We start from the raw sequence: 22,740 nt of genomic DNA, 5'->3' as shown, positions 1-22,740 counted from the left end.
GATTAAACGGCGTTAAGATAGAGTAAAATCTATTTTAAAAGAATTTTGTCAAGGTTTTTGTTATTTTTTCATTACTTTGCGTCTAAATAGACGAACCTTATTTACTTAATTATACACTCTCCTTAATAACCCAGATGGCTAAATTACTAATAGTTGATGATGAAAAAAGTATTCGGGATGCTTTGCGAGACATCTTAGAATATGAAGAATATGAAGTAGATGAGGCAAAGGACGGTGAAGAAGGTTTAGAAATGGTGCTGAAAACCCATTACGATGTAGCTTTGTGCGATATAAAAATGCCCAAATTAGACGGATTGGAAATGTTGCTGAAAGCGAAAGAAGAAGGTGTGATGACCCAATTTGTTATGATTTCTGCTTTCGGAAACGTTGAAAATGCGGTTGAAGCTACTAAACGTGGTGCCTTTGACTTCATTACTAAACCACCTGATTTGAACCGTTTGCTCGTGACCGTGCGCAATGCCATAGAAAAGAGCAAAGACGTAGAGGTAATCAAAACGCTGAAACGCAGAATCTATAAAATCAATGAGATTGTCGGGGAGTCAGACCTTATCAAGAAAGTAAAAGATACCATTGACCGCGTAGCGCCTACGGAAGCTCGTGTGCTGATTACAGGGCCAAACGGCTCGGGTAAAGAGATGGTTGCCAAACAGATTCATGAGAAAAGCAACCGTTGCAATCAACCTTCTGTTGAAGTAAACTGTGCGGCCATCCCATCAGAATTGATTGAAAGTGAGCTTTTTGGTCACGAAAAAGGTGCTTTCACCTCAGCTATCAAGCAAAGAATCGGTAAGTTCGAGCAGGCGGATGGTGGTACGCTATTCCTTGATGAGATTGGCGATATGAGCCTTTCGGCACAGGCTAAGGTGTTAAGAGCCTTGCAGGAAAGCAAAATTACACGTGTAGGTGGCGATAAAGAGATAAAAGTAAATGTGCGTGTAATTGCTGCTACCAATAAAGACCTGAAAAAAGAAATCGCCGAAGGAAACTTCCGTGAAGACTTATACCATCGTCTTAACGTAATTCCGATTCATGTACCGGCCTTGACCGACCGTAAATCGGATATTCCATTACTGGCAGATAAATTCCTGCACGATGTAGCCGATGAATATGGCGATGCTGTAAAAGAATTTGAACCTGAGGCAATGGAGTATATGAAAAGCTTGCCTTGGACGGGTAACGTACGTGAATTACGCAACGTAGTAGAGCGTCTGGTAATTATGTGCGGCCCGACTATTACGCTTGATGATGTAAAATTATACGCAGGTATAGGATTTTAATACTTCAATGAATAGTATGAATCCAGTAGATAAGAGTCAATATGATTTTTATCTACTGGATTTTATCTGTCTTCACGCTTATTGAAGATTTTGTATGACCCGATTTTTCACAATCCTTTCCCGATTTCAGAATTATGCCGTTTTGATTGGTTTTCTCCCAGTCTTGTTTTATGGCTACGTTATATTTCATTTTTCTTCAAACGTACCTTTTTACGATGATTTCTTCTGGGGCTTTGATTATCTGGAAACCTATTTTCAGAAAAACACCATCCTTGATAAAATCAAGATGCTATTGATGCAACACAACCAGCATCGTTTTATCTATTTCAGGGCAGTCTTATTAGGATTATTTCAATTAGAGGGGAATCTGAATTTCAAGCAATTGATACTTATCGGGAATATAAGCCTTTTCGGCATTTTTGCAGTGTATGGCTTTGCATTTAAACGCACAGCCCTTTCATGGTTATATTTCCTGCCGATACCGTTTTTGTTGTTTCAATACCAGTTCATGTATAATAGTATCGTAAGCTATGGTGTGCCAAATATGAGTATTATCTTTCTGGCTATTCTTACTTTCTATTTTGCCTGTTTTACTTCCCCAAAGCATAGTTATCTGATATGGATTGCTGGTTTCATTGCTACATTTTCTAACGGGAATGGCATTGTGGTATTCTTTGTGGCTATCGTTCTGTTATTACTCCAACAAAGATTTCGTCAGGCCATTTATACCGCTATTTTTTATGCCCTAAGTCTTGCTATTTATTTCAGTGGTTTTCACATGGAATCCAGTGAGGCTAAACTGAATGGCAATACTTTTATGTATGCTTTCAGGTTTTTAGGTGCCGCTTTCCAGACAGAGATTAATTCAATATCGGTTGCCTTTGGCATTATTGCCATAGCCGGGATATTCATCTATTTCTTGTATTTCTTCTTCAAACTGATAAAAGATAAATTCAAACGCGTTGAAAACAAAGTGCTATTGTTTTGCCTGGGTGTATTTTTATTTCTGGCCGCAACAGCCATGATGACCGCCATTGTGCGTGCCATTCATAAGGTTGAAATTCCCGATTGGTACAAAAATTATTCAATTCTATTCATTACCACTATTTACCTGTTTCTGATAAACTTTAAGGCAAATCAGTATTTAAGATGGGCTACTTTAGGCGTATTTGTTTTGTATAGCATCGGCATCTGGTATAGATCGGCAGAGAAAAATCTGGTAAGTTATCAGTACCTTAAATCGAATTTTGAAGCTGATGTGACAAACTTTCAAAACCATCAATTCTGGTCATTTCTGACTGCGCAAGAGGGAATAGAGTTTTATCTGAGGCATAATCAACAAACCCATCAGTTTATTAAGAAAGGTTGGTATCGATTACCTGAAACACCTTTAACAAATTTAGCCTTTGATAGTACTAAGGCTGAAAAAACGACTTTCACAATTGAGAAGTCTGCCGAGCATTTTGCCACGCTCATTCAGTATAACCCTGACAATCTGAATACTGATTATAGGGCTTATAAAGAACGTTATGGCTTTATTGTCAATGATTCAACTAAGCAGCTATATTTTTTTGGAATAGTTCCTACATTCAATGGCATTAAAGGACTGATTCAATACAAAAGTTTGTTCTTTGATAAAAGTTCATTCGGAGTAAATTATCAGTATTATAAAGAAGCTATTCCTGCCGGAAACTACCGTGTTGGCATGGTATTTATTGATGCCAATAAACAGGCTGAATGGAAAATTTCGGACCAGACTATCCGGGTTGATAATTATTAAGCATACATTTGACCAAAGAATAAAAATCTAATCTCATGCAATACGATGTTACAGTGATAGGCTCCGGCCCCGGTGGATACGTGGCGGCTATCAGAGCTGCCCAGTTAGGTATGAAAACCGCCATTATTGAAAAATACAATGTTTTAGGAGGAACCTGCCTGAACGTAGGCTGTATCCCATCAAAAGCCTTGCTTGATTCGTCAGAGCATTTTTATAATGCTACTCACCATTTTGCTGAACATGGTATTGAAATACCTGCGCCTAAAGTGAATCTGGCGCAAATGATGGCGCGCAAAAAAGGAGTAGTGGAGAAAATGAACGGAGGTATCAATTTCCTGATGAAAAAGAACAAAATCACGGTTTTTAATGGTTTTGGTTCTTTTGTTGATAAAAATACTATTAAAGTTAAAAAGGCCGATGGTTCAGAAGAGCAGATAAGCTCTGAAAAAGTAATTATCGCCACAGGTTCAAAACCAACGATTCTGCCTTTTATGAATTATGATAAAAAGAGAATCATCACCAGTACAGAGGCTTTAAATCTACCAGAGATTCCTAAGCACCTGATTGTGATAGGAGCAGGGGTAATCGGGGCTGAATTAGGCTCGGTATATGCTCGTTTAGGTGCGAAAGTAACCTTTGTTGAATTTGCCGATTCGATGATTCCGACGATGGATAAGACCATGGGCAAAGAATTGCAAAAGTCGGTGAAGAAATTGGGAACTGATTTTTATTTCAATACCAAAGTAACCAAAATTGAGAATTTGGGTGAAGAAGTATTGGTTACAGCCGATGGAGCAGATGGCAAACCGGTAGAAATCAAAGGCGATTACTGTCTGGTTTGTATCGGTAGAAGAGCATATGTGGATGGTCTGAACCTTGAAGCCGTAGGAATAGAAACCGATAGAGGCAAAGTAGTAGTTGACGACCATACGCTTGAAACCAATGTAAAAGGCATTTATGCCATTGGAGATGTGATACGCGGAGCAATGTTGGCCCATAAAGCGGAAGAAGAGGGTGTTTTGGTAGCTGAAACCATTAACGGACAAAAACCACATATCAACTACAATCTTATTCCAGGAGTCGTGTATACCTGGCCGGAAGTTGCCTCAGTCGGACAAACCGAAGAAGAACTGAAAGCCAAAGGTATTAACTATAAATCAGGACAATTCCCATTCAAAGCTTTAGGCCGTGCTACAGCTAGCGGAGATACTGATGGTTTGGTAAAGATTTTAGCCAATAAAGATACCGACGAGGTTTTGGGCGTACATATCATAGGCGCCAGAGCAGCAGATATGATTGCTGAGGCCGTGATGGCCATGGAATTCAGAGCGAGTGCCGAGGATATTTCCCGCACTTCTCATGCCCATCCAACCTATATGGAAGCCGTAAAAGAAGCTGCCTTAGCCGCTACTGATAACCGGCCGATACATACGTAGGAATTTAGTGAATGAGTGATTAAGTGAATGAGTGATTAATTGTGAATTAGTGAATATCAAATTAGCGAATAATTGTTTGGAATTCGTTGATTGGTGATTAAATTAATCACTCAATCACTCAATCACTCAATCACTCAATCACTCAATCACTCAATCACTCAATCACTCAATCACTCAATCACTCAATTAAGAAGACACCACCCCCTGCATCTGAGCGGTCTGTTTCGCTGCAAAATAATCAATCATACTCAATATCAGAATACATCTGGCTACAACTACTACTGTTCTTGGAATGAAGCCTATCCAGGGTAATTGCTCGATAAAGATGCCGTAAAAAACAAGGAAATTGGCAAAGGCCTTTAGGATGATTCCCCAGCTAATCCAGAATTTGTTAGAGTCGTTAATAGGTAAGAAAGTGGCTAACGTATTAGTATAAAGATAAATAACTGAATAGCTCAGAAGTAGTATTTTATCAGAAGTAGGAAGTACTGCGTGTAAAGAAAACAGATAAAACAAGATAGGTATTAATGCATAGATAGGAACAACCTTCATTACTTTATAAGGTGAAACCTTAAATTGTATTTTGGCCCCCATCAATTTGAAAATAACTGCCCATATACATAAAATGAAAGCATGTGTAATCAGATTAAAATCTTTGATGATAGGAGGGAAGATGATAACGCACAAAGAAATGAAAATAGGTAATATGAGAGTCAGGATAAAAAGCTTATCCATAAGTGTAGGAAGAGGCTTTCGATGTTGATAATACCAGGCAGAGAGTATAATAGCAGTCAGGATTCTTATAATCGCTATCCAGAAAACGCTTTCTTTTTCTGGTAAATCCAGTAGAAAAAATTCAGAAATCAGTAATAGTAAAGTAGCAGTCAGGTATTTTGTATTCATAGCAGTGATTAGGTGGAGCCTATATTTATCATATAGGCTCAATTATAATAGGTTTTATTAGTGCGATTCTCGATTTACTTCATGACCCGATCCACCTGTCAGGAAGTCTAAATCTGCGCCCTTGTCGGCCTGTGTAACCGTGTTGATGTATAGTTGTACATAGCCACGGTTATATCCTAAGTCGATTGGTTTCCAGTTTTTACGTCTTTCGGCCAGTTCTTCGTCAGATACATGCAGATGAATTTTACGGTTATGTACATCTACCTCTATCAAATCACCGTTTTGTACCAATCCAAGATTACCACCAACAGCCGATTCAGGTGAAGCATGAAGAAAAACGGTTCCATAAGCCGTACCACTCATGCGGGCATCCGAAATACGTACCATGTCTGTTATACCTTTCTCCAGTACTTTCTTCGGCAATTGCATATTGCCTACTTCCGGCATACCCGGATAACCTTTTGGCCCTACGTTTTTCAAAACCAGTACACAGTTTTCGTCAACTTCTAAATCAGGGTCATCTATGCGGGCGTGGTAATCTTCAATAGTTTCAAATACTACAGCTTTACCTGTATGTTGCATCAAGTGTGGAGAAGCAGCCGAAGGTTTAATTACCGCACCGTTTTCACAAAGATTTCCTTTTACAACGGCAATACCACCCTCACGCAGAATAGGGTTTTCGGCAGTAGCAATTACGTCTTCATTCCAGATTTTAGCACCTTTCGAATTATCTATCAGACTTTTACCATTTACAGTAACCGCCGTTTTATTCAAAAAGCCCGACATTTCTTTAATAACTGCCGGAAGCCCCCCTGCATAATAAAAATCTTCCATCAGATATTTGCCCGATGGCATCAGATTCAAAAGAAAAGGCATTTTGCTGCCAATTTTATCGAAATCTTCCAGATCAACATCAACGCCCATTCTACCAGCAATTGCTAGCAAATGTAATACCAAGTTTGTTGAGCCCCCTACGGCAGCATTCATCATGATGGCATTTTCAAAAGCTTCACGCGTAAGAACCGACGATAAAAGCATATTCTCTTTTACCATTTCTACTATTCTCATACCCGACATATGCGCTAATACCTTTTTACGCGAATCTGCCGCAGGAATAGCTGAGGCACCCGGAAGGGTAAGTCCCAGGGCTTCTACCATCACTGCCATTGTTGAGGCTGTCCCCATGGTGGAGCAATGGCCTATACTTCTGCTCATACAAGCTTCTGCGTCTTCAAACTCTTCCAATGTCATTTTGCCTGTCTTCACATCATCAGCAAAACGCCATACATCTGTTCCTGAACCAATAGCTTTGCCTTGAAAACGGCCGCTTAGCATCGGCCCACCCGGTACAACAATGGTTGGTAGATTAACACTTGCCGCACCCATCACGAGCGATGGTGTGGTTTTATCACAACCTGTTAATAAAACAACGGCATCAAAAGGATTACCTCTGATACTTTCTTCAACGGTCATGGCAGCCAGGTTTCTGTAAAGCATGGCTGTGGGGCGAATAAGGGTCTCACCCAATGACATCACTGGGAATTCTAAAGGGAAGCCGCCGGCTTCATAAACCCCATTTTTTACTGATTGTGCCAACTCGCGAAAGTGCCCGTTGCAGGGTGTTACCTCCGACCAGGTATTGCAAATTCCGATGACTGGTTTTCCTTTAAACTGATGTGCAGGGTAGCCCTGATTCTTGATCCAGCTTCTGTAGATGAAGCCATCTTTTCCTTCTTTTCCGAACCAATCCTGGCTACGTAATTTTGTGGTATTTTCAGAGGTCATAATTTAAGTTAGAGAAAAACGCAAAAAAATTTACCAATAATCCTTATTTTTGTGTTGTTTTGCAACCAAATTAAGAAATTTGTTGGAATTAATTGTGAATGACTTAAAAATTAAACATTATGAACTTATTTGATACGTTGAACGAGGCAATGACTGATGAAGTTGTATCAAAAATTGCCAAGTTGACCGACGAAGAGCCTACGAAAACTAAGAAAGCAATTGATGGAATATTCTGCACTTTGATTGCAGGATTAGTTAGACGAACCGGAAGTACCATGAGTGTAAACATGCTTTACAACCAGGTACAGAAGGGTAACCAAGGGGGAGAACTGATAGGGGACATAATGTCTTATTTAAGTAAGAAAGATAAATTAGATGGGATATTAAAGACTGGTGATGGATTGATAAGTCAGGTGTTCCCTGCTTATAAAAGTCCATTAATCAGTATGATTGGGACGTATGCCGGAATAAAGAAGAATTCATCAACGATGTATTCGAGCTTGGCCACTCCGGTTCTGATTGATGCCTTAAGCAGAGAAATCAGTAATAATAAAATGGATGTAGATGCTTTAACTACTTATTTAGCCGAGCACCACGAGCCATTGTTTAAAAGAACGCCTGAGGAACTGGTTGAAAAGATGATTCCGCAATTGGGTTTGCAGGAATTGCTTTCTCCTAAATTTACATCCAGTTCAAGCAACAAACGGGTGGTTGCCCCTAAGCCTGCTTCTGTAAGACCTAAGTCGGTAACTAGTACGCCTACCAGCACACCACAGGTAGTAGAAACCGAAGAGGAGGAATATTCAAGCGAGGGTTCAGCATTTCCAGTAAAATGGTTACTTATTTTCTTAGTTGTAATAGCCGCCGCGGCCGGAGGTTATTATTATTACGAAAACTATTACAAACCATCGCAGGCTGCTGCAACTCAGGAAGAAACCACCGTTATTGATTCAACCACTGTCAGCCCGGATAATTCAGCAACAGCGACCGTTGACTCTGTAGCTTTGAAAGATAGCGCTAAAGCAGCAACGCCAGTGGCTACCACGCCAGCATCAACTGCTGGTGCATCGACGGGTGCCGGATCTTTGACTCAGGAGATAGAACCATACCTGACTGATAAAACTAAACCTGTGGGACAAATATTTACGTTAAAGGATGTTTCTTTCGTAAAAGGTTCTCAGGCATTAGATGATAAATCAGCAACATCAATCAACGAATTGGCTGAATTGTTGAAGAAATATCCTAAAATGCAAATCAGAATCCAGGCACACTCGACTGATGCCGTTGGTCTTGATAATAAAGTGATGGCAACCAAAAGATCTTTTGCTATCAAGAAAAGATTATTGGTAGCAGGAATCACCGATACACGTATTGATGCTATTGGGATTCAGGGTAGTGGAGATAAAGCCGATATAAAAATTGTAACGAAATAAGATAAGTATCATAATTCCAACATAAAAAAATACCTCGTCGGCTGACGAGGTATTTTTTTATGTTATTTAACCAATTATTTAAATCCTTTCAATTTACCACCCGTTTGCATCTGATTCACTTTCTTCATCATGGAACGCATCTGGTCAAATTGTTTCAGTAGGTTGTTTACCTGCAAAATCTGAGTACCACTACCAGTAGCAATTCTTTTCTTGCGACTACCATCGATAATATCCGGTTTTTCACGCTCTTTTGGAGTCATAGAGCGAATAATGGCTTCAATTGGTTTGAATGAATCATTGCTGATATCGAGGTCTTTGATCTGAGACCCAACACCCGGAATCATCCCCATCAAATCTTTGATATTACCCATTTTCTTGATTTGTTCTAATTGCGTCAGAAAATCGTTCAGGTCGAACTTGTTCTCACGCATTTTCTTGTTCAGACGTTTGGCTTCGTCTTCATCAAAGGCCTGTTGTGCACGTTCTACTAACGAGATTACGTCACCCATACCTAAGATACGGCTCGCCATACGATCAGGGTAGAATACATCCAACGCTTCCATCTTTTCACCTGTCGAAATAAACTTGATTGGTTTATTTACTACAGTTTTGATAGAAAGCGCCGCACCACCACGGGCATCACCATCGAGTTTGGTTAATACTACCCCATCAAAATCCAGACGATCGTTGAAAGTTTTGGCCGTATTCACCGCATCCTGACCAGTCATGGAGTCAACCACAAACAGGATTTCACTTGGAGTTATGGCTTTTTTGATGTTTTCTACTTCTTGCATCATCACTTCGTCCACAGCCAAACGTCCGGCTGTATCTATGATGACTATATTTTTCCCTTTGCTTTTACCATACGCAACAGCATTTTTGGCAATTGAAACGGCATCTTTACTTTCGGGCTCGGCATATACTTCTACACCAATCTGCTCGCCTAATACTTGTAGCTGAGTAATCGCCGCAGGGCGGTAAATATCACAGGCTACTAATAGTATCTGACGCCCTTGTTTTTTCAGGTAATTGGCAAATTTGCCTGAGAAAGTAGTTTTACCCGAACCCTGCAAACCTGCAATGAGAACAATGGCAGGAGAGCCTTTCAGGTTGGCGCTCTGGGCTTGTCCACCCATTAGCTCCGTTAACTCTTCCTGAATGATTTTAACAAATAACTGACCTGGTTCTACGGCAATCATCACCTTGCGGTCGATAGCTTTTTCTCTTACACGGTCGGTTACATCTTTGGCAACTTTATAGTTTACGTCGGCATCCATTAAGGCTCGGCGCACTTCTTTTATCGTAGCAGCAATGTTAATATCAGAAATTCTACCTTGCCCCTTCAGGGTTTTAACGGCTTTATTGAGTTTATCGCTTAAATTTTCAAACATCTTTCGGATTGTTAATAAGTATTCCTTTGCGAAACATCGGATGCAAAAGGAACAGAATGCATAATAATCTGCAAAGTTAAGATTTTAGCAATAAAAGCGTAATAGTTTTTTTAGTGGTTTGGTTCAAAATTGAATTTATATTAATTAAGAGATTAATTGCCTTAAACTATTATCTTTGATATAATATATTATCCCTACGGGATATTGAATTTTGATACTATTAAATTTACTACCCATATATCGTCCCTACGGGACTAAACCTCTAAAATACTGTGTAAAATATCCCGTAGGGATAATATATTGGTAGTAAAAATAGTTAAGGTCATGCTTAAGTCCTGTAGGAACGATATATTTAACCTTTAAAGCTAATTTCCTTCAACCCTTGTTGTAATGTATATTAGTGTCCTGAACACATAACTTAACTGATGAAACTGCATATTCTCGGCGCATCCTGCAGCGGTGTCACAACTTTAGGACAGGTACTTGCTAATCACCTTCAAATCCCTTATTTCGATAGTGACGAATACTTCTGGGAAAAAGCAAATCCCCCTTTTACTACCAGACGAAATCCTGCTTTAAGGAATGAGATGCTCATGGCTGATATTAGTCAATATGATAGTTGGGTAATCGGTGGCTCATTGTTAAAATGGGATTTGGAATTACATTTCGACCTGATTGTATTCTTATACATTCCACATGAAATAAGAATGGAGCGGCTGAGAAAACGTGAGTTGGAACGCTATGGTGATGTTATATTTTCTGACCCTGTCAGGCACAAGCAGTACCTTGATTTTATGGAATGGGCCAGGGGATATGATGACAATACTACACAAGGCAGGACTTTAAGGGCGCATGAAAGCTGGCTATCTCGACAGACCTGTTCTGTTTTGGAGATTAGAGGGGATTATTCGGTAGAGGAGAGAATGAGGGTGATTTTGCAAACCCTCACTTCCCAAAAATCCGTTTCCGGTGCTCAGAACCCCATTGGGCGATAGAGCCTATTACTTCTTTTAAGGTATGTCCGTATTCGGTTAGTTCGTATTCAACCGTTACGGGTTTAGTGTCGTAGACCGTTCGTTTTACTAATTCGTTGTCTTCCAGGTCTTTTAGCTCTTTTGAGAGCATTTTTGCACCAATACCATTCACCTCGCGGATCAATTCCATGAAACGCTTTTTACCAAAGCTCAACGAGCCTATAATCATAATCTTCCACTTACCACTCAGAATATCCATGGCATCCTGCACGGCCATCATGTGTTGGCTACATTGCGCAGGATTATGCTCTACTGTCTCTATAGTTTCAGCAATTTTTTTTGTCATAATATTTTAAATCATCAAAACCTCATAGGGCAGTCTACCCCTATTCAATTTCACAATACGATAGAAAGATTAACAAATATACTCACAAAGTTCTAGCAAACGATACTATCCGACATATATCTGGTTTCGTCTCTGTAACCACCTTAACAAATTATTCTGAATCTTCTGCTTAAATAAATAGTTTCTTAAAGGAAACTACTTTCTAAAAGAAATTAACTTCCAAACGTAAACTTATTTTTTCTGCTAATTGTATTACCATAGACTTTATTTCTAAATTCTTAAAACATATAAAAACATGTCAAGTAAAACACAGAAAATTCTGGCCATTATCTTTATGGCAATTCCATCATTCATGTTGGTCATGAGTGGTATCATGAAAATTATTGGGAGTGAGCAAGTGGTAGCAGGTATGACTAAAGGGGGGTATGGCCCTTATATTACTATTTTTGGTATAGCCGAGATCGTTTTTGTGATTCTTTTCTGGATACCAAAGACTTATAAAATCGGGTTCTATCTTATTTTATCTTATTTGGGTGGTGCAGCCGCAGTTGAAGTTGGCGGAGGTGTTAATCCTGTTGCATTTGCACTGATAGCTTTAACCTGGATAGGGTTTTATCTGAAAGATAAGAGCAATTTTGTTGTGGGGTAATATGGTGAAACGATCATACACAAAAAAGCCCTGTCTCCATCTGGAAACAGGGCTGTGTAAAGAATAGGTAAGTAAGCGATTAATATCCGTCGTTTTGTTTTAAATAACCCGGGATATTAGAGGCTCCATCTATAGCTGTCTGCGGAATCGGGAAGATTCTTTTCTTAGGATCATTATTGGTTTTCTCTGTCCATGTTCCTTCGTATTTACCGAAGCGAATCATATCCGGACGACGAACCATTTCCCAATAGAATTCGAAACCACGCTCACGGAATAATAAATCTAATGTCATAGTTGCTAAAGCCGGAGGAGGCGTAGTAATATTTCTTGCTGCTCTCACGGTGTTTACGTCAGCCAATGCACTAGCAGCATCGTTGCTTTTACGCAATTTAGCTTCTGCACGCATCAGATAAATATCTGCCAGACGAGTGATTACAATATCAGCATCACCAAAGTTTCTACCACTGGCCGATTTCTTGCTGAACTGATATTTTTCAACGCGGTAACCAGTATTGTAGTTACTTCCTTCTACGGTAAAGTCAACTTTTTCTGAGAAGTTAACCGGTAAATCTGATCTGTTACGGGTATCGTAATTCAATTTGGCAACTTTGAAATTCCCATTCGAACATTTCACAAATACACCATTCTTTCTCACTAAACCATATTGTTGGCCGCGTAAGATACCACGATCAATATTAAAATCAGTTCCGACTACACAAGAGTCACCAGGATTAGTATAGATAGATATATTTTGTTTATAGAAACGTGGATCAACCTTCGGATCCTGATCTCCATAAGCAGCTACCCATGTACGATAATAATCAGAGGTAATGGCAGGGCCATCAGTACCATTGGCAGCAGGGAAGTTGTACAATGGGAACTGGTCGCCTGAGATTGAGAAATACGCCATACGGTTGTGGCCGTTCAACTCTGCTCTCTGGTCTACCGCAAAAATCAACTCTTTGTTATCATGATTATCATCATTGAAGATTGAGAAATAATCTCTTGATAACTGATACTGACCTGAAGAAATGATTTTATCGCAATACTCAATTACTTTATCCATGTCTTCAGGCTTAAAGTTGAATTGCGTTGCATATCTATCGCGATACACTGCTGCATTCAGATACAAACGAGCCAATAAAGACCATACGCCGCCTTTAGTTAAGCGGCCTGGGCCTACATTGGTTTCAAGGTTTGGTTCAACTGCCAGCAATTCACTTTTAATATACTCAAATGCCTCTTCGCCTCTGATGATTTTTGAGGTTTCGCCCACATCGTTTTTAACGAAAACCAAACCAAACAAATCAAGCGTAAGCATTGAGTAATAGGCTCTCATGCCTCTGGCCTCAGCTAAGAATGTTTTAGCTGTCGGGTCGTTCATAGTAGGCAGAGTATTGATAGCCGTAATAGACCTTGACATACCTTGTAGAATCAGGTTCCAGGTATTACGGATATTCGGGTCGTTGGCGCCATGTGTATGGGCGTGCATGGCCAGATAGATACCATTATCACCCCAATCGGTACCACCGCGGTATGGTAGGATAGCTTCGTCAGTCGAAATCTCCTGTAAGGCAAAATAGTTAGTGTGTAAAAAGATGTCGGGAAGGCGGGCATACACCGGTGCTATGATTCCCTCTACCGCTTGTTTATCAGTAAGGTTTGAGCCAAAGGTTTCATCCAGAATTATCTCATTCAGGTCTGTACAGCTGTTCAGAACCAACAAGCCTGAAAGTGCCAATATTGAATATATTTTCTTTTTCATATTTCTAAAATTTTATAATGTTACGTTCAGGCCGAATACTACCGAACGTGCTTTAGGATAACTTAAATAATCGATACCATAAGAAGTAATACCTCCGATAGTTCTATCAATGTTTACTTCAGGGTCGAAGCCATCATATTTAGTAATTACAAACAGGTTTTGTCCGGTTACTGACAATCTCAAACCATTCACCCACTTGCCAAGGCCGATAGCTTTGGTATTTACATTATACCCTAACGACAAGTTGTTCAAACGGAAGAATGCACCATCTTTCAGGAATCTGGTAGATACCGGAGCTGAGTTATTGATCGATTCGTTGGCATTAGCAATTGCCTCAGGAGTAGTGTTCAGGCTTTTCGATAATCTCAGTTTATAGAAGTTAGCATTAGCTGTATTATCATAGATTTTGTTACCAGATACACCATTGAAGTTCACCGCAAGATCGAAACCTTTGAAAGCGATATTACCATTGATATTGTATTGTCTGGTTGGTAAGGCGCTACCTGCTGCAATACGATCGTTATCACCTACTACACCGTCACCATTTACGTCTCTGTATGTACTGATACCTTTATCATCAAATCCTGTAAATTCTTTCAGGAAGAATGTACCGATTGGTTGTCCGCTTACATAACCATTGATGGTTGCAGAAGTCAAACCAGAACCGGAAGCATTACCTGATGGAATAACGGTATAAGGAGAGTTTTTAACGATATTTTTGATAAATGTAACGTTACCACCAATATCAAATCTTAATCCGTTACCTGCTGAATAGCGGTAGTTTAATTCGATCTCAAGACCTTTGTTAGAAATTTTCATATCTTCAACGTTAGTCCAGAAAGTACCTGCCGGCTGAACCGGATCAGCAGGAATTACTTCTAATAGAATATTGTTAGATACTTTATCGAAGTAATCAATCGCCCCTGTTAATGCACCACGGAACAATCCAAAATCCAAACCTACGTTTGTTTGTGTGGAAACCTCCCACTGAATATTCGGGTTAGCTAAACGCGTATAGGAAGTTCCGGCAGGGAATGCACCTGTTGGGTATAATGGATAACTTGTTGAAGCCGATACTTGCGAAGTAAACAAGGCCTGCGTAATTTTTGCCGGAATCTCCTGGTTACCGGTTTGTCCCCAACCTGCTCTCAGTTTCAAATCTGTGAAACCTGCATTTTTCATAAACTCTTCTTCCGAGATTCTCCAACCTAATGAGAACGATGGGAATACCCCATATTTATTGTTGGCACCGAATTTAGAAGAACCATCGGCACGTACGGTTGCAGTAGCCAGATACTTGTCTTTGTATTGGTAATTCACACGACCGAAGAACGATTGTAGCTCATTTACCAGGGCATAGCCACCCGGTTTATTATTGGCCAGAGTCAACTCCTGACCTAAACCCGGATTATAAATAGGCTCGATGTCTGTAATCGGGAATTTGTTGATACTTGTATTGCGACCTTGTACAAAGATTTTCTGGTATGAATGACCCACCAAAGCTGTCATGTTGTGCGCACCTGTGTTCAGGGTATAAGTCAGGTAGTTTTCTATCAACTTATTTCTGTTCCAGGTGTTATACGTTTCTAATCTCCCATCTTGTTGTGGTTCTACATTAGCCAATGATTGAATATCACGTACCCCTGTCGAGTTATCGATACCGAAGTTTAGTTTATATACTAAATCTTTAGTGATTTTGAACGATGGAGAGATATTACCAATGACACGGTTGATGGTCGAAGCATCTTTCTGTAAACGAAGCGTGATTAATGGATTAGTAAAGTTCGGATAATTCTTAGGTTTACCGGTAGTGGCATCATAGGCAGGATACGTTGGGTTTGCCGAGATAGCGCCACCAATCATGCTTTCGGTCGGAGGTCTTGAATTGGAAGTATAAGTAGCATTCAGATTTACATCAACTGTCAGACGGTCGTCCAGGAATTTTTGTGAAACGTTGATACGACCTGTATAACGATTCAGATTACTGTTTTTCAAAATCCCTTCCTGATTCTGAATGCCAAATGAACCGTAATAGGTCAATTTATCAGCACCACCACCAAAAGATAAGTTGTGGTTTTGAGTAACAGCTGTTTGTGTTACTTCTTTTTGCCAGTCGGTATTTCCGTTTAAGTCTTCTAATACACCACCTACAGCTTTTACCTGAGTTCTGAACTCATCAGCCGTAAAAACCGGTAAAGCTCTTGCGATTTTTGAGATACCCACGCTTCCTGAATAGGTAAGAGTTCCGAAACCTGCTTTGCCTTTTTTGGTAGTGATTAAAACTACGCCATTGGCCCCACGCGAACCGTAGATAGCGGTAGCAGAAGCATCTTTCAATACGTCTATCGACTCAATATCCTGTGGGTTCAGGAATGTCAATGGGTTGGTGGCGCCACCTGTGCTAGAGTTATCCAAAGCCATACCATCCAGGATAAATAAAGGTGTACTACCTGTACGAAGCCCTCCCGGACCACGGATAGTAATGCTTTGTGAAGCACCAGGCTCACCACTAGCCGAAGTAACGTTTACACCCGCTACTTTACCCTGTAATAATTGCTCAGGCGAGTTGATGATACCCTTGTTAAACTCGCTGCTTTTCAACGATTTTACGGCACCTGTCATATCTTTTTTAGCAGCGCTACCATAACCAATTACTACTACTTGTGCCAGATCAGCCGCTTCAGACTTCAACTGTACATCAAGTGTAGAGTTGTTGCCAACTGTAACCTCTTGTTTGGTATAGCCAATAAAACCAAATACTAATACTGATTTTTCGTCGGGTACTGTAATTGAGTAGCTACCGTTTACATCAGTAGTCGTACCTTTTTGTGTACCTTTCAGAATAACACTACAACCTACTAGAGGCTCGCCTGTTCCGGCATCTGTTACCTTGCCTTTTACGGTAAGTTCTACAATTTTACTATCAACGTTGCTTACGCTACGTGAGTCTTTCACACTGGCGAATATTGCTTTTTGCGCATATACCTGTGGCATACACACAGCAGCAAACAAAATTACTCCCAACAGGTACTTCAACGGTGGGGGAGAGGTAGAAAGGTGTTTCATGATGTAATGGTTAATTAAACAATTAATTGTTTTAGCAATTGACTTACAAAGGGTGAGGTATTTCGATAAATAATAGTGCATAAAGAAAAGAGAAACAATTCCGACCTGCAGAGTCAGCGACAGTAATGGCTGCTTCTGTTCAGGTAGCTATGAATCTTCAGATTATCGGTGTTTAGTTGCTAATTTCTTAAAATCTGTTGCATTTTAACAATAAAAAATATTATTATTCTTACGTTTTTTTATGCAAACGTTTTAAATCGTTCTGCAAACGTTTTAAATCTTTTGAGAAATCGGGCCAAAAAATGGAATAATAGATAATTAGAAGACTAGCACTATCAGTTGATGAAATTCCCTGCACTTTGTTCGGTAAAGCTTTGATTTTATTAATTTTCAAGCGCAAAAGTAGGCTTTTAGTATTCTGCGAATGTTACCGGTTTATTAAGCAATTGTTAAGTAGGGAGGGATTAAAGGAGTATTAAGGATAGAATTTTACTAAATCGGGGTCTTTGACTATGTGACTAATTCTCAGGCTATATTAGGTTAGCACTTGTTTAATATCTTGCCAATTGGCATAGATTTTGTCTTAATAGGATTATTAATGAGCCTGATATTTCTGCGATCATATATCAATAAACAAAAAGATGAGGATTATTTTCCTCACCTTTCTATTTCTATCCATATAATTCCTATGGCATAGAATTTTAGTTATTTATGGCAATACCATGAAACTAATATTTGTATGTCACACTTCTTTGTTATACTAATCCAAATTCCGTATATAATATTGAGTCTGGTCTGCGGAATAAGCGTTGTAATATCAAACTGGAATGAATTCGCAGCTAAGAGAAAACAACCTAAGACCGCTTATATGGTCGTTGAATCTACTGAAGTAGAAGCAGTACCAGATATGGACTTTGTACCAATGGCAGCTTAATAAACTTGTATTAACTATAATTGGTCATCATCAGCGGGTTTTGCAGTGGGCGGGGTATACTTTTGAGTCGAATCAATATGATACCCTTCTCCAGCGGCAAACACACAGTCACCGGATATTGAGACAGTAGAGGGCTTTAGGAATGAGCCCTTTTTGTATTCCAGATTCTTATCAGCATATACCCGTTGAAAGAACCCCCCCCAGGTAGGTAATGATACTCTCGCACCTTGCCCCAGGGCAATTGTCCGGAAGTGAATGGTCGGGTCATCTCCACCAGTCCAGCCACCTGCCACCAATGTAGGAGTAATGCCCATAAACCAACCGTCAGAATAGTTAGAAGTTGTACCTGTTTTGGCGGCAATTTCATTGCCCTCTAAAACCCCGTATCTTGATAGCCCACCATAGGCAGTACCACCCGGTTGGGTAGCCCCACGCATGAGGTGTATCATTTTATAAGCTGTCTCCTGACTGATTACCTCTTTGCTGTCAGAATAATATTCTTTTATTAACTCTCCGTTTTTATCTTCAATACGTGTTACAAATATAGGTTCGGTATATTTACCTGAGTTGGCAAAAACACAATAACCTGCCAGCATTTCATAGAGAGAAACATTACTGATGCCCAGACAAAGCGCGGGTACTTCATCGAGTTTACTCTTGATACCTAGTTTGTGGGCATAATTTATCACATTCCCTGCTTTAAACTGGTTAATCAGATAGGCGCTGACGGTATTAATAGACTGTCCTAATGCCTGTCGGAGAGTAAGAGACCTGTAGCTATAAACCCCATCAGAGTTTTTAGGTGTCCAACTGCCCCCCGGTACTGAAATTGTAATAGGTTGGTCAACTACGTGCTCACAGGTTGAGAAACCATTATCAATAGCTGTAACATACACAAATGGCTTGAATGTTGAGCCCGGTTGTCTTTTCCCCTGTTTTACGTGGTCATATTTAAAATATTTGTAGTTGATACCACCCACCCAAGCCTTAATCTGCCCGTTACGCGGATCCATCGCTAAGAAGCTTGAATGTAAGTAATACTTATAATATCTGATAGAATCCATCGACGACATCACTGTATCTCTTTCACCATTCCAGGAAAATACGCGCATCCTAGTCGGGCGATTCATCTCTTTCCATACTTTATCCATATCTCCATCATATTCCTCTCTTAATTCGCGATAGCGAGGGGTTGTCTTAGCAATGTTCTGGATGAAGTTTGGAATTTCGGTATAGACACCAGAAGTACCCGCTTTTTCAATCGTCCAAGGATTACGCCCTTTCCAGTGTTCGTAGAATTTCTTCTGCTGCTCTCTCATATTTTCCCGCAAGGCTTCTTCTGCATACACCTGCATCCGGGAGTCTATGGTTGTATAAATCTTAAAACCTTTAGTGTAAATGTCGTCAGGCTCGTAGCCCTCTTTGGCAATTTCTTCTTTTAGCCAACCTTTCAGAAACTCTCTGAAATAAGGTGCAGGGCCGGTATTATGGCTTTCAGGTTGATAATTTAAGGTAATAGCTACTTTCTTTAGAGATTCTGCTTTGGCTGGAGACAACTTATCATATTTTACCATCTGGTCGAAAACGATATTCCGACGGGCTTTTGAAGCCTGTGGATGAAACTTAGGATTAAAGCGCGACGGATTCTGAATCATACCTACCAATACAGCGGCTTCTTCCAGTGTTACTTCACTTGGTTCTTTTTTGAAATACGTTTTAGTAGCCGAACGAATACCGAAAGCACCACTACTGAATTCGATGGTGTTCAGGTATTTCTCCATAATCTCCTGCTTGGTATACCTTCTTTCCAATTTAATGGCGGTTATCCATTCTTTGGTCTTGATAATAATCTGTCTGATACCCAGTACTGAATATAAAGGGCCTTTATAGTAGTCAATTTCACGCAGCTTAAACAGGTTTTTTGCCAGCTGTTGTGAAATAGTACTACCACCCCCTTTTCTCTGACCGGTAAAAAGACCAGTTACCACACGAAGGGTACTGCGGGCATCGATACCCGAATGCACCGTGAAACGAACATCTTCGGTTGCTACCAGGGCATTAATAATATTGGGAGAGAGTTCACTGAACTCGATAGGACTACGGTTTTCGTACAGAAACTTACCAATTACTTTTCCATCAGCAGAGATAATTTCAGATGCCACATCACTTTTCGGATTTTCGATTTCTTCAGGGCTTGGCATTTTACCGAATAGCCAGAACAAGTTGAAACTTACGGCTATCAGATACACCACAAAGGCGAGCGCCGCAAATCCTGTAAACTTCCAGATCCTTGAAATTAATTTTTTAAATCTACCTGCTTCTAATTCCGGGAATGTAAACTTCATCTTGGTGAGGAAAGGGTGTTATATTAAAGCAAACGTAAGCATTTTTGTGTATTGTTGCAAAAGGTTAGCAGGTTAAAATATCATTTTATCTACCTTTCACCCTTGCAAATGATACCTAACATACGAAAGATTTGGTTGATTATTGTGTGGAAGGAATGATTGTATGGAACTATTACTATTAGTATCAGCGACTGAAGTCGCCGTCTAAGCAAACAAAGGTATTTTTCACACATCGCCGGACTTAAGCGGCCGCCGCGCGGTCCGGCTTACATATAAAATATTCCGTTGTTATCTTAGGCGGTGACTTCAGTCGCCGTTACTATAAAATGCCCCTATTATTTCACCGTACTCTTATCAATCCGAGTCGGCGTATCAGTCCCCGCCACAATTGTCTGAGAACTTAGGGCGATGGCTCTGATGGTAGCCACAATATTCTGAATATCTAATGATTCTACTTCGTCGTTCACGCTATGATACAATTTATCAGAATCAATCTGGTCGGTAGAGATAGTATGAGCAGGAACTCCCAGGCGCGCAAGAGTCGCGTTATCCGAACGATAGAAAAGGTTTTGTTGCGGATAAGGGTCCGGATTAAACGTAAAGGCTGTGCCTTTCAGGTTTTTCTGTAAGATAGTTCCGAAATCCGAGCGCTCAAAGCCTGTAATGAACGCTGAATTAATACCCCATTTAGACGCTTTACCTATCATTTCGATATTAAACATGGCCACTACTTTATCAGCATCTAATTGTTGCGAGAAATATTTTGAGCCAAAACCACCGATTTCTTCTGCCGTGAAAGCGGCAAATACGATAGTCCTCTCATTATTTTTTAGCTTTTTGAAATAGTTGGCTAGAGTGATAACTGCCGTTGTACCCGAAGCATCATCATCAGCACCATTGGCAATAGAGTCACCATCTACGGCTTTTTGAATCCCTAAATGATCATAGTGGCCTGAAAAGACAACCATTTCATCAGGTTTGCTTTTACCCGGCAATACACCCACTACATTAGTCATCATAAACGCTTCTTTGCGTTGTTTGATTTTTACCGAATAATTATCTACCGAACCGATACCTGATACAAATAGAATATTGCCTGCGATTTTTGGATAAGGCTTCGACAATAACCTTGCACGACCCATAAAACGTTTCAGACCTGCCAGTTTTGCTTCATGTGCGGCGTCAATCACCACGATTTTACTGGTAGAATCGCTCATGTATTGGTTGGGTGAAAAAGTATCTCCCGCACCTACAATTACCACAGGGATATTGGATGTCCAGTTGATTTCTTCATTATCCGACATAAAGATGTATTTATCTTTCGGAATCACCTGTCCGTTAATCATTACCTCCGCTCTTTCAAATCCATCTATCTTGGTAATTGGGAACTCCTGTCTGAAATCGTTTGCTCCTTTCAATGGCTGTAAACCGATTTTCTTAAATTCGTCAGCAATAAAAGCTGTAGCTTTTTCAATTTGCTGTGGATGCATGGAACTTCTACCCATCATATCGTCAGCAGCCAGGGTGCTGATGATACGTTTTACTTCATCTTCTTTAATGAGTTTATTGACCTTTTGAGCCTGAGAGACATACGTGATACAAAAGAGGATAAGGGACAGTCTGATGATTTTCATATAGTTTGCTGGGTTTGATGAGTTATTGCTCTGTTTTTTCTTCGATTAAATATTCGTCTTTTTTAAAGGTTTGTTTCACAAATAATTCGCCAATAAAGCCTGCCAGAAATAGCTGCGAACCGATGATAATAGCCACTAAGGCTAAAAAGAAAAACGGATTGTCAGTCACATTACGATAGCGAAGTCCCTGGCTGATGTTATAGAGTTTTTCAAAAAGCAGATATAAGGCCATTAAACTTCCTATTACGAACGATAGCACACCCATAGTACCAAAAAAATGCATGGGGCGGCGGCCGAATTTATTGACAAATGCTACGGTCAATAAATCAAGAAAACCAAAAATGAAGCGCTCTAAGCCAAATTTAGTGCTACCATATTTACGCGGGCGGTGTTGCACTACCTTTTCACCTATTTTCTTGAAACCATTCCATTTGGCGATAATGGGTATATTCCGATGCATTTCGCCATAAATCGTTATATTTTTTACAACTCGTGATTGATAGGCTTTCAGACCGCAATTAAAGTCATGTAAATATACACCTGATACCCAACGGGATACTGCATTAAACAACTTGGTAGGAAGCGTTTTAGTGATTGGGTCGTAGCGTTTCTTTTTCCAGCCTGATACCAGATCATACTTATCTTCGGTAATCATGCGGTATAGTTCCGGTATTTCGTCGGGGCTATCCTGTAAGTCAGCATCCATCGTAATCACTACATTGCCTTTGGCCTGTGCAAAGGCTGTTTGCAGGGCAGCTGTTTTACCGTAATTACGCACAAATTTAAAGCCCCTGACTTTGGTATTTTTATGGGCAAGATTCTGAATGACCTCCCATGAGCCATCATTACTGCCATCGTCAACAAAAAGAATTTCGTAAGTAAAGTTATTTTCCTGCATTACCCTCACAATCCAGTCATGAAGTTCGGGCAAAGATTCTGCTTCGTTATATAAAGGTATAACGACCGATATTTGAAGTGTTTGAGTCATTAGGAGCAAAGTT

15 protein-coding genes are annotated in these 22,740 nt (G+C 40.0%); 6 read left to right on the top strand and 9 right to left on the bottom strand.

All coding sequences use genetic code 11. The features are described 5' to 3' along the window. Positions 1 to 134: 134 nt before the first annotated feature. From D0T08_RS03810 to lpdA, 3 genes are all read left to right on the top strand, one after another. A complete protein-coding gene (locus D0T08_RS03810) occupies positions 135 to 1,298 on the top strand; it encodes a sigma-54 dependent transcriptional regulator (RefSeq protein ID WP_116981245.1) in 1,164 nt (387 codons plus the stop codon). A gap of 94 nt (positions 1,299 to 1,392) precedes the next feature. Next, entirely contained in the window at positions 1,393 to 3,078 is a 1,686-nt protein-coding gene (locus D0T08_RS03805; RefSeq protein ID WP_116981244.1) for a hypothetical protein, read from the top strand. Between the two features lie 35 nt (positions 3,079 to 3,113). After that, positions 3,114 to 4,514: a dihydrolipoyl dehydrogenase gene (gene lpdA, locus D0T08_RS03800; protein ID WP_116981243.1), complete on the top strand. Its 1,401-nt coding sequence runs from the start codon at positions 3,114 to 3,116 to the stop codon at positions 4,512 to 4,514. A gap of 186 nt (positions 4,515 to 4,700) precedes the next feature. On the opposite strand, the gene D0T08_RS03795 is transcribed toward lpdA, so the two are convergent. Then, positions 4,701 to 5,417, bottom strand: a complete 717-nt coding sequence (locus D0T08_RS03795) for a hypothetical protein (protein ID WP_116981242.1) — start codon at positions 5,415 to 5,417, stop codon at positions 4,701 to 4,703. A 57-nt stretch (positions 5,418 to 5,474) separates the two neighbouring features. Further along, a complete protein-coding gene (locus D0T08_RS03790; protein WP_116981241.1) occupies positions 5,475 to 7,202 on the bottom strand; it encodes an IlvD/Edd family dehydratase in 1,728 nt (575 codons plus the stop codon). Between the two features lie 119 nt (positions 7,203 to 7,321). Here D0T08_RS03790 and D0T08_RS03785 point away from each other — a divergent pair, with 119 nt between their 5' ends. Then, entirely contained in the window at positions 7,322 to 8,635 is a 1,314-nt protein-coding gene (locus D0T08_RS03785; RefSeq protein ID WP_116981240.1) for a DUF937 domain-containing protein, read from the top strand. A 74-nt stretch (positions 8,636 to 8,709) separates the two neighbouring features. Here the strand turns inward: D0T08_RS03785 and ffh are convergent, their stop codons facing one another. Beyond that, positions 8,710 to 10,026: a signal recognition particle protein gene (gene ffh, locus D0T08_RS03780; RefSeq protein WP_116981239.1), complete on the bottom strand. Its 1,317-nt coding sequence runs from the start codon at positions 10,024 to 10,026 to the stop codon at positions 8,710 to 8,712. A gap of 425 nt (positions 10,027 to 10,451) precedes the next feature. Between ffh and D0T08_RS03775 the strand changes: the two genes are divergently transcribed. Then, entirely contained in the window at positions 10,452 to 11,021 is a 570-nt protein-coding gene (locus D0T08_RS03775) for an adenylate kinase (protein WP_116981238.1), read from the top strand. Here D0T08_RS03775 and D0T08_RS03770 read toward each other — a convergent pair. Beyond that, positions 10,972 to 11,346 (bottom strand): helix-turn-helix domain-containing protein, encoded by a 375-nt coding sequence (locus D0T08_RS03770; protein ID WP_199538108.1) that lies wholly within the window; start codon positions 11,344 to 11,346, stop codon positions 10,972 to 10,974. The genes D0T08_RS03775 and D0T08_RS03770 overlap by 50 nt on opposite strands. A gap of 295 nt (positions 11,347 to 11,641) precedes the next feature. Between D0T08_RS03770 and D0T08_RS03765 the strand changes: the two genes are divergently transcribed. Further along, complete coding sequence (locus D0T08_RS03765; protein ID WP_116981237.1) at positions 11,642 to 11,995, top strand: DoxX family protein; 354 nt, start codon at positions 11,642 to 11,644, stop codon at positions 11,993 to 11,995. A 79-nt stretch (positions 11,996 to 12,074) separates the two neighbouring features. Here the strand turns inward: D0T08_RS03765 and D0T08_RS03760 are convergent, their stop codons facing one another. The 5 genes from D0T08_RS03760 to D0T08_RS03735 form a co-directional block, all read right to left on the bottom strand. Beyond that, a complete protein-coding gene (locus D0T08_RS03760; RefSeq protein ID WP_116981236.1) occupies positions 12,075 to 13,760 on the bottom strand; it encodes a RagB/SusD family nutrient uptake outer membrane protein in 1,686 nt (561 codons plus the stop codon). A gap of 12 nt (positions 13,761 to 13,772) precedes the next feature. Continuing rightward, on the bottom strand, positions 13,773 to 16,826 hold the full coding sequence (locus D0T08_RS03755) for a TonB-dependent receptor (RefSeq protein WP_116981235.1): 3,054 nt from the start codon (positions 16,824 to 16,826) through the stop codon (positions 13,773 to 13,775). A gap of 948 nt (positions 16,827 to 17,774) precedes the next feature. Next, positions 17,775 to 20,105 carry a penicillin-binding protein 1A gene (locus D0T08_RS03745; protein ID WP_116981233.1) on the bottom strand — a complete coding sequence of 777 codons (2,331 nt, stop codon included), beginning with the start codon at positions 20,103 to 20,105 and terminating at the stop codon, positions 17,775 to 17,777. Positions 20,106 to 20,440: 335 nt separating this feature from the next. Then, complete coding sequence (locus D0T08_RS03740; protein ID WP_116981232.1) at positions 20,441 to 21,739, bottom strand: M20/M25/M40 family metallo-hydrolase; 1,299 nt, start codon at positions 21,737 to 21,739, stop codon at positions 20,441 to 20,443. A gap of 22 nt (positions 21,740 to 21,761) precedes the next feature. Continuing rightward, entirely contained in the window at positions 21,762 to 22,727 is a 966-nt protein-coding gene (locus D0T08_RS03735) for a glycosyltransferase family 2 protein (RefSeq protein WP_116981231.1), read from the bottom strand. Between the last annotated feature and the right edge of the window lie 13 nt (positions 22,728 to 22,740).

Source organism: Emticicia sp. C21 (assembly GCF_003418935.1).
Classification (GTDB): domain Bacteria; phylum Bacteroidota; class Bacteroidia; order Cytophagales; family Spirosomataceae; genus Emticicia.
The sequence above is the reverse complement of the archived record's forward strand: the minus strand, read 5'-3'. Positions and strand labels throughout refer to the sequence as shown.

Bases quoted from the DNA above. Each gene is read 5' to 3' on its own strand.
- D0T08_RS03810 (WP_116981245.1), top strand. From the start codon at position 135: ATGGCTAAATTACTAATAGTTGATGATGAAAAAAGTATTCGGGATGCT.
- D0T08_RS03805 (WP_116981244.1), top strand. From the start codon at position 1,393: ATGACCCGATTTTTCACAATCCTTTCCCGATTTCAGAATTATGCCGTT.
- lpdA (WP_116981243.1), top strand. From the start codon at position 3,114: ATGCAATACGATGTTACAGTGATAGGCTCCGGCCCCGGTGGATACGTG.
- D0T08_RS03795 (WP_116981242.1), bottom strand. From the start codon at position 5,417: ATGAATACAAAATACCTGACTGCTACTTTACTATTACTGATTTCTGAA.
- D0T08_RS03790 (WP_116981241.1), bottom strand. From the start codon at position 7,202: ATGACCTCTGAAAATACCACAAAATTACGTAGCCAGGATTGGTTCGGA.
- D0T08_RS03785 (WP_116981240.1), top strand. From the start codon at position 7,322: ATGAACTTATTTGATACGTTGAACGAGGCAATGACTGATGAAGTTGTA.
- ffh (WP_116981239.1), bottom strand. From the start codon at position 10,026: ATGTTTGAAAATTTAAGCGATAAACTCAATAAAGCCGTTAAAACCCTG.
- D0T08_RS03775 (WP_116981238.1), top strand. From the start codon at position 10,452: ATGAAACTGCATATTCTCGGCGCATCCTGCAGCGGTGTCACAACTTTA.
- D0T08_RS03770 (WP_199538108.1), bottom strand. From the start codon at position 11,346: ATGACAAAAAAAATTGCTGAAACTATAGAGACAGTAGAGCATAATCCT.
- D0T08_RS03765 (WP_116981237.1), top strand. From the start codon at position 11,642: ATGTCAAGTAAAACACAGAAAATTCTGGCCATTATCTTTATGGCAATT.
- D0T08_RS03760 (WP_116981236.1), bottom strand. From the start codon at position 13,760: ATGAAAAAGAAAATATATTCAATATTGGCACTTTCAGGCTTGTTGGTT.
- D0T08_RS03755 (WP_116981235.1), bottom strand. From the start codon at position 16,826: ATGAAACACCTTTCTACCTCTCCCCCACCGTTGAAGTACCTGTTGGGA.
- D0T08_RS03745 (WP_116981233.1), bottom strand. From the start codon at position 20,105: ATGAAGTTTACATTCCCGGAATTAGAAGCAGGTAGATTTAAAAAATTA.
- D0T08_RS03740 (WP_116981232.1), bottom strand. From the start codon at position 21,739: ATGAAAATCATCAGACTGTCCCTTATCCTCTTTTGTATCACGTATGTC.
- D0T08_RS03735 (WP_116981231.1), bottom strand. From the start codon at position 22,727: ATGACTCAAACACTTCAAATATCGGTCGTTATACCTTTATATAACGAA.